Source organism: Psychrobacter celer, assembly GCF_016107555.1.
GTDB classification, from domain to species: Bacteria; Pseudomonadota; Gammaproteobacteria; order Pseudomonadales; family Moraxellaceae; genus Psychrobacter; species Psychrobacter celer.
Map to the genome: position 1 here is coordinate 1 of NZ_JABASU010000030.1, position 16,685 is coordinate 16,685.

17 protein-coding genes and 2 pseudogenes are annotated in these 16,685 nt (G+C 42.8%); 11 read left to right on the top strand and 8 right to left on the bottom strand.

The window, feature by feature from the left end; translation table 11 throughout:
- Positions 1-274: 274 nt before the first annotated feature.
- Both JFC05_RS11405 and JFC05_RS11410 read left to right on the top strand, forming a co-directional pair.
- Positions 275-631 (top strand): IS630 transposase-related protein, encoded by a 357-nt coding sequence (locus tag JFC05_RS11405; protein ID WP_198336966.1) that lies wholly within the window; start codon positions 275-277, stop codon positions 629-631.
- Entirely contained in the window at positions 612-1,124 is a 513-nt protein-coding gene (locus JFC05_RS11410; protein ID WP_244658204.1) for an IS630 family transposase, read from the top strand. Before JFC05_RS11405 ends, JFC05_RS11410 begins: the two co-directional genes overlap by 20 nt.
- A gap of 342 nt (positions 1,125-1,466) precedes the next feature.
- On the opposite strand, the gene JFC05_RS11415 is transcribed toward JFC05_RS11410, so the two are convergent.
- Positions 1,467-2,021 carry a helix-turn-helix domain-containing protein gene (locus JFC05_RS11415; RefSeq protein ID WP_443516289.1) on the bottom strand — a complete coding sequence of 185 codons (555 nt, stop codon included), beginning with the start codon at positions 2,019-2,021 and terminating at the stop codon, positions 1,467-1,469.
- A gap of 83 nt (positions 2,022-2,104) precedes the next feature.
- Here JFC05_RS11415 and JFC05_RS11420 point away from each other — a divergent pair, with 83 nt between their 5' ends.
- The gene (locus JFC05_RS11420) at positions 2,105-2,983 is read left to right on the top strand and encodes a DMT family transporter (protein ID WP_067732190.1); all 879 of its coding nucleotides are present in this window, start codon (positions 2,105-2,107) and stop codon (positions 2,981-2,983) included.
- Positions 2,984-3,123: 140 nt separating this feature from the next.
- On the opposite strand, the gene JFC05_RS11425 is transcribed toward JFC05_RS11420, so the two are convergent.
- From JFC05_RS11425 to JFC05_RS11435, 3 genes are all read right to left on the bottom strand, one after another.
- Positions 3,124-4,191 (bottom strand): LLM class flavin-dependent oxidoreductase, encoded by a 1,068-nt coding sequence (locus JFC05_RS11425; protein WP_198336967.1) that lies wholly within the window; start codon positions 4,189-4,191, stop codon positions 3,124-3,126.
- A 93-nt stretch (positions 4,192-4,284) separates the two neighbouring features.
- Positions 4,285-5,199, bottom strand: a complete 915-nt coding sequence (locus JFC05_RS11430) for an MBL fold metallo-hydrolase (RefSeq protein WP_198336968.1) — start codon at positions 5,197-5,199, stop codon at positions 4,285-4,287.
- A 79-nt stretch (positions 5,200-5,278) separates the two neighbouring features.
- Positions 5,279-5,827: a cysteine hydrolase family protein gene (locus JFC05_RS11435; protein ID WP_138019556.1), complete on the bottom strand. Its 549-nt coding sequence runs from the start codon at positions 5,825-5,827 to the stop codon at positions 5,279-5,281.
- A gap of 106 nt (positions 5,828-5,933) precedes the next feature.
- Between JFC05_RS11435 and JFC05_RS11440 the strand changes: the two genes are divergently transcribed.
- Entirely contained in the window at positions 5,934-6,914 is a 981-nt protein-coding gene (locus JFC05_RS11440) for a GlxA family transcriptional regulator (protein WP_025646092.1), read from the top strand.
- A gap of 147 nt (positions 6,915-7,061) precedes the next feature.
- Here the strand turns inward: JFC05_RS11440 and JFC05_RS11445 are convergent, their stop codons facing one another.
- Positions 7,062-7,256 carry a heavy-metal-associated domain-containing protein gene (locus JFC05_RS11445; protein ID WP_198336969.1) on the bottom strand — a complete coding sequence of 65 codons (195 nt, stop codon included), beginning with the start codon at positions 7,254-7,256 and terminating at the stop codon, positions 7,062-7,064.
- A 151-nt stretch (positions 7,257-7,407) separates the two neighbouring features.
- Here JFC05_RS11445 and JFC05_RS11450 point away from each other — a divergent pair, with 151 nt between their 5' ends.
- The 6 genes from JFC05_RS11450 to JFC05_RS11475 all read left to right on the top strand — a co-directional run bounded on the left by JFC05_RS11450 (position 7,408) and on the right by JFC05_RS11475 (position 13,926).
- Positions 7,408-9,885, top strand: coding sequence for a heavy metal translocating P-type ATPase (locus JFC05_RS11450; protein ID WP_071002778.1), 2,478 nt, complete (start codon positions 7,408-7,410; stop codon positions 9,883-9,885).
- 65 nt (positions 9,886-9,950) lie between these two features.
- On the top strand, positions 9,951-10,343 hold the full coding sequence (gene cueR / locus JFC05_RS11455; protein WP_007394853.1) for a Cu(I)-responsive transcriptional regulator: 393 nt from the start codon (positions 9,951-9,953) through the stop codon (positions 10,341-10,343).
- A gap of 81 nt (positions 10,344-10,424) precedes the next feature.
- Positions 10,425-11,126 carry an IS1 family transposase gene (locus tag JFC05_RS11460; protein WP_198336970.1) on the top strand — a complete coding sequence of 234 codons (702 nt, stop codon included), beginning with the start codon at positions 10,425-10,427 and terminating at the stop codon, positions 11,124-11,126.
- A gap of 46 nt (positions 11,127-11,172) precedes the next feature.
- Entirely contained in the window at positions 11,173-11,865 is a 693-nt protein-coding gene (locus JFC05_RS11465) for a VIT1/CCC1 transporter family protein (protein ID WP_109592155.1), read from the top strand.
- Positions 11,866-12,103: 238 nt separating this feature from the next.
- Positions 12,104-12,805 carry an IS1 family transposase gene (locus JFC05_RS11470; RefSeq protein WP_198336971.1) on the top strand — a complete coding sequence of 234 codons (702 nt, stop codon included), beginning with the start codon at positions 12,104-12,106 and terminating at the stop codon, positions 12,803-12,805.
- A 59-nt stretch (positions 12,806-12,864) separates the two neighbouring features.
- Positions 12,865-13,926 (top strand): ArsO family NAD(P)H-dependent flavin-containing monooxygenase, encoded by a 1,062-nt coding sequence (locus tag JFC05_RS11475; protein WP_198336972.1) that lies wholly within the window; start codon positions 12,865-12,867, stop codon positions 13,924-13,926.
- Positions 13,927-13,938: 12 nt separating this feature from the next.
- On the opposite strand, the pseudogene JFC05_RS11480 reads toward JFC05_RS11475, so the two are convergent.
- Together JFC05_RS11480 and JFC05_RS11485 are read right to left on the bottom strand one after the other, a co-directional pair.
- A pseudogene (locus tag JFC05_RS11480) lies at positions 13,939-14,076 on the bottom strand (YnfA family protein); the annotation flags it as partial.
- Positions 14,077-14,428: 352 nt separating this feature from the next.
- Complete coding sequence (locus JFC05_RS11485; RefSeq protein ID WP_058023794.1) at positions 14,429-15,262, bottom strand: cation efflux transmembrane domain-containing protein; 834 nt, start codon at positions 15,260-15,262, stop codon at positions 14,429-14,431.
- 76 nt (positions 15,263-15,338) lie between these two features.
- On the opposite strand from JFC05_RS11485, the pseudogene JFC05_RS11490 reads away from it, so the two are divergent.
- A pseudogene (locus JFC05_RS11490) lies at positions 15,339-15,417 on the top strand (IS1 family transposase); the annotation flags it as partial.
- 165 nt (positions 15,418-15,582) lie between these two features.
- Here the strand turns inward: JFC05_RS11490 and pdxA are convergent.
- Positions 15,583-16,677 carry a 4-hydroxythreonine-4-phosphate dehydrogenase PdxA gene (pdxA, locus tag JFC05_RS11495; RefSeq protein WP_198336973.1) on the bottom strand — a complete coding sequence of 365 codons (1,095 nt, stop codon included), beginning with the start codon at positions 16,675-16,677 and terminating at the stop codon, positions 15,583-15,585.
- Positions 16,678-16,685 lie beyond the last annotated feature (8 nt).

A 16,685-nucleotide genomic window follows, 5' to 3' on the forward strand; every position in this document is an offset into this window, starting at 1 on the left:
ATATCTTGCCACCTACCCATCTAGATAGTCAGGAAGAAACGAAGCGTAATGACTCTATTTTCTCAGAGTATTGGGAGTCTATTAAAGGTATTTGGCATAAATAAGCTCCTTTAGACTGCAACGCTTGTGGTGGCTTAAACGCTCAGTCACCATAAGATAGTGAAGGTGGTAGATGAAACTCTAGTAGTGATCTGTAGCTTGTAGCTGGCTATAGTCAATCCTACTTAAAAATGTTATAAACTAATTAACAAATTCAATTGTTATTATAAAGACCATGACTTACTCACTAGATTTCCGCAAACAAGTACTAAAAAGCTTAGACGAGGGTATGACCTTTGCCGAGGCAGCTAAATTCTATAACCTCAGTCCAACCACCATACAAAACTGGAAGAGACGTGTTCATAGTAAAACAACCAGGCAAACCAAACCCTATAAAATACCAGATGACGTGCTACTTAATGATGTCAAAGAGCATCCTGATGATTACCAGTATGAGCGAGCACGTCGTCTAAACTGTAGTAAAACAGGCATTTATCATGCCCTAAAGCGCCTAGGCATCAGTCAAAAAAAAGACATTAGAACATCCAAAAGCTTGCCCAATAAAAAGAGCGGTGTATCAGGGAAAGCTTGATAGCTTTACGCAGCAAGGCTATCCCATCGTTTATATGGACGAAAACGGCTTTGAGTCTGAAACCATTCGCTCTCATGGTTATGCACCGATTGGTAAGCCTTGTATCGATAGCTACAACTGGCAAGGTAAAAAGCGAACCAACGTTATCGGTGCTCTGTATAACAAGATGCTGTTTGCCCTAGATTACTTTGAGACAAACATCAACAGCATCGTCTTCTATCACTGGTGCAAACACAAGCTAATCCCAACTCTTAAAACCAAATGCGTGATTGTGATGGATAATGCCAAATTTCATAAGAGCAAACGCATTCAAAAGCTACTAAACAGGCACGGGCATCGTATTCTTTGGTTGCCGCCGTACAGCCCAGACCTAAACCCTATCGAAAAGAAATGGGCTCAGGTGAAGTTTCTACGCCAAGGCTGGATGGAAAATGACTTATCCAAATTGTTTTATGATGTTTGCCCTAACCATAACAATTTTATTTTGAGCTGACTATATTTTAAAAGCTAAGGCAGTTACAGTTACTATGATGATTTCTCTATCACCTTTTTTTGTGCTTTTGTAATACATGGATCATGTGAGCTACACAAGACAGTCCTGTAGAAACCAAAATGGGAGATCTTAATAAGAAAAATTAATGATAATAACCCCTGCTATTGATTTAGTCGCCGTTAAATTCACACCTAATGCTAGGAGTTCGATGTCTGTATAACGCACTGAACATGTTCCAATAATGGTGTTAAATCACTACCTTTTCACCATCTAAAATGGGCAGTATAGAACTCTCCAAACCGACCATTGTTCCTAGAAAGCTGCATTATGGTAAATGAGCTGCTAATGAATAACATTTCTCACAAATTTTACCTGTTCATCACTTTTATTATGATATGAGTACAAAGTAGAGCTGGAAAAAATAAACGAATCTTCAGGGCCTAGAATCTTAAATTGACCTTCAATTTCAAGTGTTAACTCTCCATGGATAATATAGAGCATTTCTTTCCAGCCTTCTGGATCAGGTTCAGCTATATAAGAATCGCCAGCTGCTAGTGACCATATCCACATTTCTGTCTGTGTACCGTTATCCACTGTACCCAGTAAATTTGCATAGCTTTCTGTATGATTGCCTTTCCAAGCTAAGATATTTGTACAAGAGTGTTGAATTTTTGAATCTAGCGGACTAACTAAAGTACTAAAACTAATATTTAGGGCATTTGCTATAGCATCTAATTTAGCCAAACTAATATTTATTTGATCTGCTTCTAAAGCAATTATTGTACGTCTGCTTACCCCTGAACGATCAGCAAGCTCTTGTTGAGTCAGTTCTATTTTCTCTCGAAAAAAACGAATATTTTTTCCTAAAAATTCAAGGACAGTGTTCATTCTGAGTATCCACAAGTTTAATGTGAAATATATTGCACTATAAACAAGATGGATGCAATAATAGTGCAGTATATTTCACTTTAGATTTTGTAATGTCCTTAATTCATGTCTTAAAAGAAAGATTACCTCCTGAGATCGTACTTGTATTTATAACTATGATTTGGGGAGGAACCTTTTTAGCTGTTCACTATGTCCTTAATTACACGACTCCTATTTTCTTTGTTGGTTGCCGATTTCTGGTTGCTGCTATGATTTTGCTTATTTTTACGTTTAAGTATCTAAAAAAGATAAGTAAAGATGATGTTATTGCGGGTATTTCGATAGGTGCCGTACTAGCACTTTCATACGGACTTCAAACTATAGGTTTAAAGACGATAACAAGTAGTGAGTCTGCATTTTTAACAGCACTATATATTCCTCTTGTACCAATATTAATCTGGATTTTTTATCGGAAGCTTCCAAATATCTTTATTTGGATTGGAATATTTTTTTCCTTTATTGGTTTGATACTTCTAACAGGGAATGATTTTAGGGGTGTTAACTTTAATTTAGGACAAATTTTTACTCTTTTGAGTGCGCTGGGAATAGCCCTTGAAATCATTTTGATCAGTAAGTTTGCAGGTAGAGTCGATTTAAAGAATGTCACTATCATCCAATTAGTAGTAGCGTCTATTTTCTGTTTTTTTATCATGCCTTTCGCAGGAGAAACGGAAATTCCTAATATTTCATGGCAACTCGTAGTAGTTACATTAAGTCTGGGATTTGCCAGCACACTCATTCAATTTGCTATGAATTGGGCACAACGTACTGTAGATCCTTCTAGGGCCGCTATTATCTATTCAGGTGAGCCTGTTTGGGCAGCAATATTCGGAAGGCTGGCAGGAGAGCGTTTACCGTTTTTAGCTCTTATTGGTGGGCTTTGTGTCATTTTAGGAATATTAATTAGTGAGATAAAAACTAAAAAGAAATAGTTTTATTATTGAGTTTCTCTAAAATTAACATAATGGCTGTTATAGGAATAAGGATTACTGCTGGCATACCTAATAACAAGTCCAATGGTTAGGTATTAAGCTCTTCGCTCACCTTTTAATATCGTTATTCTCAACAAGATCTAGTGACTTGGCATACCATAGTGATTTGCGATTAGCTCAACGGTGCGATATTGGGCGGGGCGCGAATAGCCCTGAACAACCAGCATTACCTCGTCAACCCCTGTCTTTTCCTGAATATCCTCCAAACCTTTTGCTACCTCGGCAGCAGTACCATGAAGGGTTTGATCAGTATATTTGTCAATAATCTGATGCTCTTGTGCATTACCTTGAAAAGCCGCCACTTCATCAGGTGGCAGTAGGGCAAAAGGTTTACGTTGGAACATTCTTAACATTGCCATAGCAGTAGAACTTGACTGGCGACGTGCCTCTACAGGGTCTTCATCTGCAATCGCACCAATACTGACCAAACTGTATGGCTTGGCTAGGATTTTTGATGGACGGAAATTCTCTCGGTAAATCCGCATGGCATTTAAGACATCAGCACTGCCAAACTGTAATGCGAACGCATAAGGTCTGCCAAGCTGTGCTGCCAGATGCGCTGAATAAGTCGATGACCCTAAGATCCAAACATCAGCAGTAGTCTTCGATGGGGGTACTCGGTTTTGCTCGGCCTGCCATGGGCCTGGCACAGCATGAACTTCACTATAAGGATGGTCTTTTGGAAAGCTGTTTTCTAAAAAGCCCAACAATTCTGCGACTTGCTGAGGAAACTCATCATTCGCTGCCTGATGACGACGCAAAGCTGACGCCGTTGCGCCATCAGTACCTGGCGCCCTTCCCAAACCCAGATCAATCCGTCCTGGCGCCATCGCATCGAGCATACCAAATTGCTCAGCGACGACCAAAGGCACATGATTGGGTAGCATGATGCCGCCTGCACCAAGCCTAATGCTTTCGGTTTCCCCCGTTAGACGCGCAACCATCATCTGTGGCGAAGGAACCGCAGCGCCCGGCATGGCATGATGTTCAGACATCCAAAACCGCTGAAAGCCCCTTTTATCCGCCAGTTTCGCAAGAGCGACCATCTCTTGAATGGTGTCCTCTGCCGTGTGACCAACACCAGTGAAGGCATTGTCAAGCACCGAAAGGACGAAAGGTGCGCTACCTGAATAATTTGGAATATTCATAAGCTGTCTCAGTTGTGCCATATTTATCATGTCTAGCAATACTCAAAAAGTACGACTAGACAAAAGTGATTCTAAAAACAAATCCATAAAGAACTAGAACTTGTAGTACTGACCATCATCAGGGACAAGCGTACGTTGTTTATCCAGATGTTTTTGCTCGATAAAACGGCGCAGCTCTGCCTTCGACAGTGCGCCATGATTGACCGTATCCATGTGCACATTAATTATCTGAGCATTAGGTGAGAATTGATACGCACGGTATACATCGTCTTTACCCATAATAATAGAGTCATCGACAAAGGTAGACAGCTTTGCATAGCCTGTATTAAGGATGACCGCATCAGGCTTGTAGCGAGTCAGCGCATTCTCTACTTCTTTATTCCAAATGGTATCCCCTACCACATAGACGGTCTTGTAGTTTGGCTTTTGGAACACAATACCCATCGTTTTACCAAGTGCCTGAGCAAGCGCTGGAACTTTGTACATCTCATCAGTGCCATGCTGTCCTATGGTTTTATTTATTCTAGTGCCTTTAAACACCACCCCTTGCTCTGTCAACACTCTGACATCGGTAAAGCCATCTTTACGCACGGTTGCCGCATCAGCTTCATTTTGGGTAAAAATTGGCATATTACGAGGGACCAGGTTGCGTGCAGCATCGTCCCAATGATCCGCATGTAGATGGGTTAAAATAATGGCGTCAGCCTTTAGTACCTCTGCAACAGATACCGGCAAATCTACCATTGGATAGCGTATTTGGCTATTTAACGTATCTGCAAACCCTGGATAAGCGTTTTTAGCCGCGAGCATCGGATCGACTAAAAACGTGGTGCCAGCATAATCGAGCTTGATCGTGGCATTACGGATTTGCTGGAATTCCACCGTATTAGTCGCCGTCTGTTTGTCAGCGTTAGGATTAGCCGCTGGAGTGGCAAAGGTGGTACATGCGGTTAACAACATCACGCCACTTAACAGCGTGGTACTGGTGAGCGATTTCGCTATATCCATAATTTGATACCTTGTTAATGAGATTCTTGTTGATGAGTCTGTTTTACGACTTAATGAGGGTTTGGTTAAACACTCAGTATTAACGTGCAATCCAGGTTTGGGTATCAATCACTTCGCCATACATAAACTCAATGGCTGCCATAATAGTGGCATGAACCTGCGCTGCGGGTACGGTCGTTCCATTAAATTCAAGATCAAGCGTGGCACAAGCATCATGAATCGTGGTCGTGGTATAACCAAAGTCCACTGCCGCGCGAACGGTTGCATCAATACACATGTGGCTCATGGCGCCAATTACGGTCACCTCTTTAATGCCTTCTTTATCTAACAGCTCTTTCAGAGTCGTCTCACGGAATGAATTGGCATAATGCTTCACAACGACGACTTCACCCTCTATCGGTTTTACCTTCTCATGGATTTCTACACCATCGGTATTAGGCGTAAATATCGGCGCATCAATAGAGGGCATTTCATGGCGGATATGAATGACGGTATGGCCTTTTTCTCTAGCAGACGCAATAACCAAAGCTGCATTATCAGCGGCTTCATTGATACCTACGAGTGATAATTTACCTTGCGGAAAATACTCATTTTGAATATCTACAACGATAAGTGCTTTTGTGCTCATGATGATTCCTTTTTTTATCAAAGTGACTGTATAGGCGTATATTTTACAAGCTCTATGCTACACTAACGAGTGGCTACATCGACACATAAGAGGTTAATAACGACATATGAATCAAAAATATGCTATTGAAATCGGCTTAATTGTCTATGAGAAAGCACAAATGGCGGCCATCCTTGGGCTGACTGATTTACTGATGGTGGCCAGTAAAATCGCTGCCGAACGTCAAGATACAACCGATCTGCCTTTACAGGTCAGTCACTGGGAGATTACGGGTTCTGAGCAGCAGCCTACCTGCACTTTTTCGAGCAATCCCGATAGTGTAGGAAAATTAAAAGCCGTCATCATTCCACCCACGTTAGAGGCGCCTACTGCAAAGCAAGCAGCAGCACCTTGGCTTGAATGGCTAAAAGAGCATCATTCAGGAGGTGTGATAATGTCATCTGTTTGCGCCGGTGCTTTTTTGTTGGGCGAAACAGGACTACTATCTAAGCGCAAGGCGACTACGCATTGGGGTTATGCAGAGGATTTTAAGCAGCGCTTTTCTGATGTGGATCTTGATGTGGATCGCATTATTATCGAAGACGGCGATATTGTGACCGCTGGTGGCGCGATGGCTTGGACAGATTTAGGACTTAGAATGGTAGATCGCTTTCTTGGCTCACAAGTGATGAATGAGACCGCTCGTGCATTGTTAATTGACCCCTCAAGGCGTGAACAATGCTATTACAGTGCGTTCTCACCCAACCTCACCCATGGTGACGCGGCCATACTAAAGGTGCAGCATTGGCTACAAAAAACAGAAGCACGGGTTATTGATTTATCCACCCTAGCCAGTTGTGCGCAGTTAGAGGAGCGCACTTTTCTGCGCCGTTTCCATAAGGCGACGGGCATGACATCAACAGAATACTGTCAGCGATTACGCATTGGTAGTGCAAAAGACTTTCTACAGTTCTCTTTAATGCCTGTTGAGCAAATAGCGTGGAAGGTGGGTTATAGTGATGTTAGTGCGTTTCGTAAAATATTTAAGCGTGTTGTTGGTTTGACACCAAGTGAGTATCGGCGCAGATTTACTCTGGATAAAGAGTAATGTACTCAGGCGATTACTTTTTTAAAGCGCATCAATAAGATGCAGTTGCTCATTCCAGCTTTTCTCCAACTGGTCAATATTTTCAGATGTGATTCAGCCCATCGTCCTTTCTGTCAAACAGATAGGCTGCGCGTTTATAAGGCTGATTCATTGCGCTTGTGCAGGGAAACCGCCTTTTGCTAAAGCAGCTGTCATCTGCTCAATATTGGCGATGGTTTCGATACTGACCACTTTGGCTGCTAAATCAATCTTAACCTTGGCCTTTGAGTCGATATTCTGAATAGCTGCTGTCACACCACGGGCACAACCGCCACAGTTCATATTTGCAATCAATAGTTTCATACCCTTTCTCCAAATAAGTTTTATTTCATCACTAAGCTTAAGCCTTGTCATAATGGTAAGGTCAAACACATTTTTGAAAAAATATACTTGACCTTACCATGATGTCAACCTATATGCTGTTGATAATAGATTGAACATGATAGAGGCTGTTATGAATTCAGAAAATAGTAAGTCTTATCTTTATAGTGAGACATTGCCCATTGAGGGTATGACTTGTGCTTCATGTGTGGGACGAGTAGAAAAAGCATTAAAAAAAGTTGAAGGTGTTGAAAATGCTGAGGTGAATCTTGCGACTGAAAAAGCCATGATTTCCTCATCTCAACCTTTAGACCTTATCGCAGTAACCAAAGCCGTAGAACGAGCCGGTTATAAGATCTTGGCATCTCAGCCGATTGAGCTGTCGATAGAAGGTATGACTTGTGCTTCCTGTGTTGGACGGGTAGAAAAAGCATTAAAAAAAGTTGAGGGCGTACAACAAGCAAACGTCAACCTTGCTACTGAACGCGCATGGGTACAAGGCAACGCTCAAGTACAGAGCAGCGATTTGATTCAAGCCGTTAAAAAAGCGGGATACCATGCGAAGCTGGTTGAGCAGGATCAAAGTGACCAACAGGACAAGAAAGCCACGGAACAGCAGCAGCTGAAACGAGATTTAATCATCTCTTTGATTTTGGCCGTTCCGGTTTTTATTCTAGAAATGGGGTCACATATGATTCCAGCTTTTCATATGTGGGTCGTGGACAATATCGGCACGCAACAAAGCTGGTTGATTCAATTTGTTTTGACGACGCTGGTTCTTATCTTTCCAGGGCGACGTTTTTATCAAAAAGGTATTCCGGCATTATGGCGTTTTGCACCGGATATGAATTCATTGGTCGCGGTTGGAACACTGGCGGCTTATAGTTTTTCGCTAGTCGCAACATTTATTCCACAAGTTCTACCCGAGGGCACTGTGAATGTTTATTACGAAGCGGCCGCTGTGATTGTAAGCTTAATTTTATTAGGGCGTTATTTTGAGGCAAAAGCCAAAGGACGTACCTCTCAAGCCATTCAACATCTAGTGGGTATGCAGGCAAAAACAGCGCGTGTTCACCATAATGGGCAAGTGAATGAAGTACCGATTGCAGAAGTAACCACAGAAACGATCGTTGAGATTCGTCCCGGTGAGCGTGTTCCTGTTGATGGTGAAGTGGTTGAAGGTCAAAGCTATATTGATGAATCCATGATTACGGGTGAACCCGTTCCTGTTAAAAAACAAGTGGGTGATCAAGTGGTAGGAGGGACGATCAATCAGAATGGAACTTTGAATTTTCGGGCAACGGCCATTGGCGACTCTTCGGTATTGGCGCAAATCATTCGCATGGTTGAACAGGCTCAAGGATCTAAATTACCGATTCAGGCATTGGTTGATAAAGTCACTATGTGGTTTGTTCCCATGGTCATGTTCTTAGCAGCTCTGACTTTTGCTGTGTGGTTTGTTCTTGGTCCTGAGCCTGCTTTGACGTTTAGTCTCGTTAATGCCGTTGCTGTCTTAATCATTGCTTGTCCCTGTGCAATGGGATTGGCAACCCCTACCTCCATTATGGTTGGTACAGGTCGCGGTGCAGAAATGGGCGTCTTATTCCGTAAAGGTGAAGCGTTACAAGCTTTACAGGAAGTTAAAGTCATTGCGGTCGATAAAACCGGCACCTTGACCGAAGGTAAACCAACCTTAACGGATTTTCATGTCCAACAAGGGTTTCAACATGAGCAAGTCTTGCGTATTGTGGCATCGGTTGAAGCAAAGTCTGAACATCCCATTGCCGTAGCCATTGTTCAAGCCGCAGAACAACAAAATATCAGCTTATTACCGATTACCGCTTTTGACTCTGTGACCGGACTAGGGATTAAAGCGGAAGTGACAGGTCAAACCATTCATATTGGTGCTGATCGTTATATGAAGCAATTAGAGCTTGATGTTACACCTTTTGAAAATGAGGCTGCACGCTTAGGACAAGAAGGTAAAACCCCACTTTATGTCGCGATTGACCAAAAGCTAGCAGCCATTATTGCCGTTGCAGACCCTATTAAAGATACCACTTATACTGCTATTGCAGGTTTACATCAACTGGGCTTAAAAGTGGCAATGATTACAGGCGACAATCGGCATACCGCCCAAGCAATTGCAGCAAAATTACATATTGATCAAGTGGTCGCAGAAGTGTTGCCTGATGGAAAAGTAGATGCACTACGTCAGCTGCAACAACAGTATGGACGAGTGGCTTTTGTTGGTGATGGGATTAATGATGCCCCTGCTCTTGCTCAAGCGGATGTCGGTCTGGCAATTGGGACAGGGACAGATGTGGCAATTGAAGCAGCAGACGTGGTGTTGATGTCAGGTAGTCTACAAGGCGTCCCTAATGCGATTGCTTTAAGTAAAGCGACTATCAAAAATATTCGACAGAATCTATTTTGGGCATTTTTCTATAACATTGCCCTGATACCAATTGCCGCAGGGGTTTTATATCCAGCATTTGGTATTTTGCTGTCACCCATTTTTGCCGCAGGAGCAATGGCGCTATCCTCTGTTTTTGTGCTAGGTAATGCCTTACGTTTAAAGTACTTTCAGGTGCCAGCGATTAAAGCATAGATTATATTAAGATAGGGTTAAAGTAGCCGTTTGGCTTTAACCCTTTTTATATCAGGAGGAAAGTTATGAATATCGGTCAAGCGTCAGAGCGATCAGGAATCTCTCCCAAAATGATTCGCTATTATGAACAAATCGGTTTGCTTGATACCGCCAAACGCTCGAATTCAGGTTATCGAATCTACTCTAATCAAGATATAAAAAACTTATGCTTTTTAAGACAGGCTCGTGATTTAGGTTTTTCCTCCAAACAGATGAAAGAATTGCTTAATTTGTGGAAAAATACAGATCGGCAGAGTGCTGATGTTAAAAAATTAACACTGACACATATAGAAACTTTAAACCGAAAAATAGCTCAGTTGCAAGATATGGTGAGCTTATTACAGATTTCTGCTGATCATTGCTCAGGTAATGAAAACGCAGAGTGCGCCATATTAGAAGATCTTGAACAGGGTGAATAAAATAAATGGTGGTGTATCAAAAAGTATGCTGGAGTAATAAAAGAAGGGTAACAGCCGAAGCAAGATGATATATTTGAGGTTATGAAGACACAAATACAGATCAATTGCCCCGACTGTCACAGTCCCAGTTTTTCGATACACGGCAAAAAAAGCTATGGCAAGCAGAACTATCAGTGCAAGGACTGCAAACGTCAATTCATTGGCGACCATGCCTTAACTTATCATGGCTGTCACTCTAGAATAGAAGATAAAATACGGCTAATGACAGTGAGAGGCTGTGGCGTCAGAGACATTGCTATTATAGCCTCAGTTAGCATTGGTAAAGTGCTTAGCACCATAGGCTCATCTGTTTATAAGATTGCGCCTAAGAAGCGCTATTATGAACGCTTAGAGGTTGATGAGTTTTGGACTTACGTGTATCGCAAAAAGCGTAAAGTTTGGCTTATTTATGCTTATGACCGCGCTACCAATGAGATTGTCGCTTATGTCTGGGGCAAACGTGACCTGAAAACAGCTAAGAAGCTAAGAGCCCGTCTTAAACAACTGAAAGTCAGCTATGGTTCTATTAGCATGGATAACTGGGATAGCTTTATAACCGCATTCAAGCCTGACAAGAAACAAATCGGCAAGCAGCATACGGTAGGCATAGAAGGTAATAACTGTCGCCTTAGACACCGATTGCGACGAGCCGTTCGAAAGACCTGCTGCTTCTCAAAGAAATTTAATAACCACTTTAAGGTGTTTGATTTGGTATTCTTCTATGTCAATTATGGCTATGTCTGATGCCAGCATACTTTTTAGAACACCACCGTATTTTTTGAGGATGTCTATGTCATACTCTATTCACGATGAGCCGCACCTAAGTAACCGGAGTCAATGGCTCAGAGCAGCGGTACTTGGCGCCAATGATGGACTCATTTCTACCGCCAGTTTACTGGTTGGTGTTGCCGCCGCAAACGCGAGCAGCCAAACCTTATTACTGACAGGATTGGCGTCACTGACTGCAGGGGCTTTATCGATGGCGGCTGGTGAGTATATCTCTGTGTCCTCACAAGCAGATACTGAAAAGGCTGATTTAAAAAAAGAGCTTTACGAGCTGGCGCATAATCCTGAGCGGGAGCTTGTCGAGCTGACAACAATTTATAAGCAGCGTGGACTTGATCAAGACTTAGCACACCAAGTTGCTGTCGCCTTAACTGAGCACGATGCACTTGAGGCTCATGCTCGTGACGAGATAGGGCTAACTGAAATCAGTCAAGCAAAGCCCCTGCAAGCTTCCATTGCCTCCGCATTGGCCTTTAGTACTGGTGCCATATTTCCTGTCATCGGCATCTTGGTGTTTCCAGCCCAGATCCTTGTTTGGTCATTGGCCGCGCTGACCATAGTCGGCTTAGTCCTACTTGGCATGGTATCGGCGCGCTTGGGCGGTGCACCCACTCTCCCTGCTGTCACTCGCGTCGTCGTGTGGGGTGTATTGGCCATGGTCGCAACATCACTTATTGGGCGATTACTTGGGGTGTAGCAGATTCAATTTAAAAGTATGACAGTTTTATTTTCAAATGACTAGAACGGTTTAGAGCCCAGTTTATTTTTAGCGCTCATTACTTTTTCGTAACGCATCCTAGAACGATACGTCTGTATCAGCGCGCGTTTGTAAGTAAAGACCTATTAAGGTATTCAAAAAGTGGTGGTGTGTCAGAAAGTATGCTGAGGAGATGAAAGGAGGGTGACAGCCAAAGCAAGATGATATATTTGAGGTTATGAAGACACAAATACAGATCAATTGCCCCGACTGTCACAGTCCCAGTTTTTCGATACACGGCAAAAAAAGCTATGGCAAGCAGAGCTATCAATGTAAGGACTGCAAACGCCAGTTTATTGGCGATCATGCCCTAACTTATAACGGCTGTCACTCTAGAATAGAAGATAAAATACGGCTAATGACAGTGAGAGGCTGTGGCGTCAGAGACATTGCTATTATAGCCTCAGTTAGCATTGGTAAAGTGCTTAGCACCATAGGCTCATCTGTTTATAAGATTGCGCCTAAGAAGCGCTATTATGAACGCTTAGAGGTTGATGAGTTTTGGACTTACGTGTATCGCAAAAAGCGTAAAGTTTGGCTTATTTATGCTTATGACCGCGCTACCAATGAGATTGTCGCTTATGTCTGGGGCAAACGTGACCTGAAAACAGCTAAGAAGCTAAGAGCCCGTCTTAAACAACTGAAAGTCAGCTATGGTTCTATTAGCATGGATAACTGGGATAGCTTTATAACCGCATTCAAGCCTGACAAGAAACAAATCGGCAAGCAGCATACGGTAGGCATAGAAGGTAATAACTGTCGCCTTAGACACCGATTGCGACGAGCCGTTCGAAAGACCTGCTGCTTCTCAAAGAAATTTAATAACCACTTTAAGGTGTTTGATTTGGTATTCTTCTATGTCAATTATGGCTATGTCTGATGCCAGCATACTTTTTAGAACACCACCGATTTTTCTGGTAGCAGACACTAAGGAGCATTATGTCAATTAAAGTATTCGACACCATCATTATCGGCGGTGGTCAAGCCGGTTTAGCCGTTGGCTACTATCTGAGACGTGCGAAACTTGACTTCATCATTCTTGACAATCAAGACCAAAGTGGCGGCGCGTGGCAGCATACTTGGCCATCGTTACGCCTATTTTCTCCTGCTCTTATGAGCTCCTTGCCAGGTCGCTTGATGCCAAAAGCAAAAGATGGAGAGTATCCCCATAGAGACGAGGTCATCCATTACCTTGCTGACTACGAAGAACATTATAAGTTACCAATCTACCGACCTTATCAAGTCCAAAGCGTACAGCGTGATGATGAAAACAATTGCTTACGGGTGACTGATGGAAGTTTTACATGGTTGGCAAAAACCGTCGTGAGCGCAACGGGAACCTGGAGCAATCCTATAATTCCTTCTATCAAAGGTCAGCAAGCGTATCTTGGGGAGCAATGCCACTCCGCGCATTATGAAGGCCCAGACGCCTACAGAAATAAGCGCGTATTGGTAGTAGGTGGTGGTAATTCAGGTGCACAAATCTATGCGGAGCTGGCTGAAGTGGCTAACGCCAGCTGGGTAACACGTGAGCCCCCATTGTTTTTAGCCGATGATGTCGATGGACGTGTCCTGTTTGAAAGAGCAACAGCACGTATTACTGGCAGCAATAATGGTGATCCTGAGGGCGGTATCGGTGATATCGTCATGGTGCCTCCCGTCAAGGCGGCACGTGACAAAGGTATCTTACATTCAGTACCTATGTTCAGCCAATTTACTCAACAAGGCGTCATTTGGGCTGATGGTAGTGAAGAAACGATAGATGCCGTTATTTGGTGTACTGGGTTTGAACCAAATCTTGACCATCTAGCACCTTTAAATGTCTTAGAAGCTGATGGAAAAGTGCAAGTTAAAGATGGGCAAGCGGTCAAGGAGCATCGGTTATGGTTATTTGGTTATGGTGACTGGGCAAGCCCAGGTTCTGCCACTCTGATTGGTGCTGGACGCAGTGCTAGAGAGAATGTTCCCACTCTATTGGAGTTTTTAGCACGTGATGGTTAAAACAACCGTATCCTATGTATTGCGCGGTGCAAACATAATAATAGCCATACCTAGAAGTGCCACTGCTGTACCTAATATGTCCCATGTCGTTGGTCGAATACCATCAACAGCCCATAACCATAGAATTGCCATTGTTACATACACTCCACCAACTCGTCACCTACTAACAGATCTTGGCGGTCATAAAAGTTGCCCCAACGCTTATAATTATTATCCGTTCTCGACTCAGGGTTATAAGTAATGGCGATGTAGGTTTGAATTTTATTAGTGTCCTAAATTAGTTGACCACCACCAGATTCTTATCAAAGACTTCATCATCTATTATTCGCCAAACGGCAACTTGCTGATGGTCTTTGGTGGTGACTAGATTTAAAGTTTGTTCAATCATTGCTTGAGGTCTCATATCCTTATGATGTTTATTTGCTTCAAACCCAGTTACTTTACACTTAGCGGTTTAATTAAGCTACTTACTTGAGCTATTTGCTTCAGTTATTAGGCTTGGCTACTTACTCAACTTCAATATTCTAAAGGCGCCCTGAATAACTAAAGCAAATACGATGCTACCAATAATCAAATCAGGCGTACTAGAGTGTAACCAATTAACCAAAATCCCTGCAACAATTACCCCTAAATTGATAATCACATCGTTTGAAGTGAAAATCATACTGGCTTGCATATGGGCTTCTTCTTCTTTGCTTTTCGATTTTTGTAGTAAATAGAGGCAAATCAAGTTTGCAATTAGCGCAAGAATCGATATGACTATCATGGTAGAAAAGTCAGGTAACTGCTCATTGCCAAAGAAACGTCTTAGTACTTCTAAAAAACCAAGAATCGCTAGCGTAATTTGAAAATATCCGGCAATTCTAGCAATCCGTTTTTTCTTAATGACCGTTCCACCGACCGCAAATAAGCTAATTCCGTACACGAAGCTATCTGCTAACATATCTAAGCTGTCGGCGACCAACCCCATCGAACGAGAAATCAGTCCCGTGCTCATTTCAATAATAAAGAAAGCAAAGTTAATGACCAGCACTATCCATAGTAGCTTTCTTTGCTCAGCATCTTTTTTGTGACTAGAGTCAGCATCAATTTTAAAATTATTGTTGGGATCAGAGGGGTCAATGGTTTCGGTCGAGAGTAGGGTGTCTCCTAATTTTAGGTCATGAATAGCAGTCTCTATCCCTTCTATATTGTCATGATGAAACACAGTTAATTGACGGTTAGGAATGTCGAACTCAAGATGTTCAATATTCGAGTGGCCCTCTAATTTCATTCGGATTAGGTTTTCCTCCGAAGGGCAGTCCATCTTCGATATTTTAAAAGTTGTTTTATTCATAGTTACATTTATATCCGGGTGGTGGTTCAAAAAGTAGGTTGGAAAAAAACAGGCTGAGAAATTGATAAATAGTGAAATGCAAATGACACTATACATCAAATGCCCAGCCTGTCTAAGTGGCAATATAAAGAAAAATGGTTTCAAAAGCTATACCCCAAGGGAACCAGCTATTTATCCCTGTAACCCCATTTATAGGCCACTTAAAACAGACCGGTATAATGGAACCAATTATATCAGGTCATGCTTGATAATTTATAAATAGACATAGCTGACGTTAGACTTACCCCATAATGCCTAACAAATCTAGATAAGTCAGCAACTTATACAATAGTTCCACTAACAATGGATCTGTCTGCCATCTCATTAGCCATATTTAATGCTTGATACAGACTGGTAGCACTGGCACCGCCGCTCCCTGCTAGGTCTAACGCCGTGCCATGATCCACTGACGTGCGTATATAAGGCAGCCCCAAGGTTAAATTGACTGTGTCGCCGAATCCATGCGATTTGAGCACTGGTAGGCCTTGATCGTGATACATGGCGATGACTGCATCGCAGTTTGCTAAGTGTCTGGGGGTAAACAGCGTATCCGCTGGCATCGCCTCAGAGATATTAACCCCGGCAGCGATAAACTCACGCAATACGGGATTGATAATCTCCATCTCCTCCACTCCCAAATGTCCGCCCTCACCTGCATGTGGGTTTAGACCGCAGACCAATATACGTGGCTGCATCAGACCAAATTTTTCTTGCATATCATCGAGGACGATTTGTACCGTTTGCCGTACATTATTAGCGGTGATGGCAGCAGGGATATCCTTTAAGGCCAAATGCGTGGTGACAAGCGCTACTTTCATGGCTTGATTGGCGAGCATCATCACCACTTTATCGCAGCCGCTTTGCTGCATAAAAAACTCAGTATGACCGCTGAACATGGTGCCATCTGGCAATCTGATATCGGCATCGATCAGTGCTGACTTTTGTAATGGTCCTGTGATAATGGCCGCGATGGCTTTGTAGGTGGCCAATTGATGGGCAATCTCTAACTGCTGGGCGACCATGGCCGAATTGCGCGTATTAATTTGTCCACAAATGACGGATTGAGCACAAGGCGTATTTAACAAAATAAACGCATGGCCATCATGAGTATTCATATGCGTTTGCTGTGGCATCTGCTCTAAGAAATTATCAGCTGCTATGTCTAAATCGACAGTTTGCCAGCGCGGACAGCTTCGTAGTACGCCCGCTGCCAGCAACATATCAGCACGCTTTTGCAGCGCGGTATGATCGGCAGTGACCCATATAGGACGCGCAAAGTCTTGTAGCTTACCTGTATCGGCCAGTAGCAAGACAATATCCATACCGATACCAGCAGGTTCACCGGTGGTGATTAATAGCGGCAATTTTTTTTGCATAGTTAAAA

Excerpts from the sequence above, each read along its gene's own strand:
- JFC05_RS11405 (WP_198336966.1), top strand. The coding sequence starts at position 275 with ATGACTTACTCACTAGATTTCCGCAAACAAGTACTAAAAAGCTTAGAC.
- JFC05_RS11420 (WP_067732190.1), top strand. The coding sequence starts at position 2,105 with ATGTCCTTAATTCATGTCTTAAAAGAAAGATTACCTCCTGAGATCGTA.
- JFC05_RS11425 (WP_198336967.1), bottom strand. The coding sequence starts at position 4,191 with ATGAATATTCCAAATTATTCAGGTAGCGCACCTTTCGTCCTTTCGGTG.
- JFC05_RS11430 (WP_198336968.1), bottom strand. The coding sequence starts at position 5,199 with ATGGATATAGCGAAATCGCTCACCAGTACCACGCTGTTAAGTGGCGTG.
- JFC05_RS11435 (WP_138019556.1), bottom strand. The coding sequence starts at position 5,827 with ATGAGCACAAAAGCACTTATCGTTGTAGATATTCAAAATGAGTATTTT.
- JFC05_RS11440 (WP_025646092.1), top strand. The coding sequence starts at position 5,934 with ATGAATCAAAAATATGCTATTGAAATCGGCTTAATTGTCTATGAGAAA.
- JFC05_RS11445 (WP_198336969.1), bottom strand. The coding sequence starts at position 7,256 with ATGAAACTATTGATTGCAAATATGAACTGTGGCGGTTGTGCCCGTGGT.
- JFC05_RS11450 (WP_071002778.1), top strand. The coding sequence starts at position 7,408 with ATGAATTCAGAAAATAGTAAGTCTTATCTTTATAGTGAGACATTGCCC.
- cueR (WP_007394853.1), top strand. The coding sequence starts at position 9,951 with ATGAATATCGGTCAAGCGTCAGAGCGATCAGGAATCTCTCCCAAAATG.
- JFC05_RS11460 (WP_198336970.1), top strand. The coding sequence starts at position 10,425 with ATGAAGACACAAATACAGATCAATTGCCCCGACTGTCACAGTCCCAGT.
- JFC05_RS11465 (WP_109592155.1), top strand. The coding sequence starts at position 11,173 with ATGTCATACTCTATTCACGATGAGCCGCACCTAAGTAACCGGAGTCAA.
- JFC05_RS11470 (WP_198336971.1), top strand. The coding sequence starts at position 12,104 with ATGAAGACACAAATACAGATCAATTGCCCCGACTGTCACAGTCCCAGT.
- JFC05_RS11475 (WP_198336972.1), top strand. The coding sequence starts at position 12,865 with ATGTCAATTAAAGTATTCGACACCATCATTATCGGCGGTGGTCAAGCC.
- JFC05_RS11485 (WP_058023794.1), bottom strand. The coding sequence starts at position 15,262 with ATGAATAAAACAACTTTTAAAATATCGAAGATGGACTGCCCTTCGGAG.
- pdxA (WP_198336973.1), bottom strand. The coding sequence starts at position 16,677 with ATGCAAAAAAAATTGCCGCTATTAATCACCACCGGTGAACCTGCTGGT.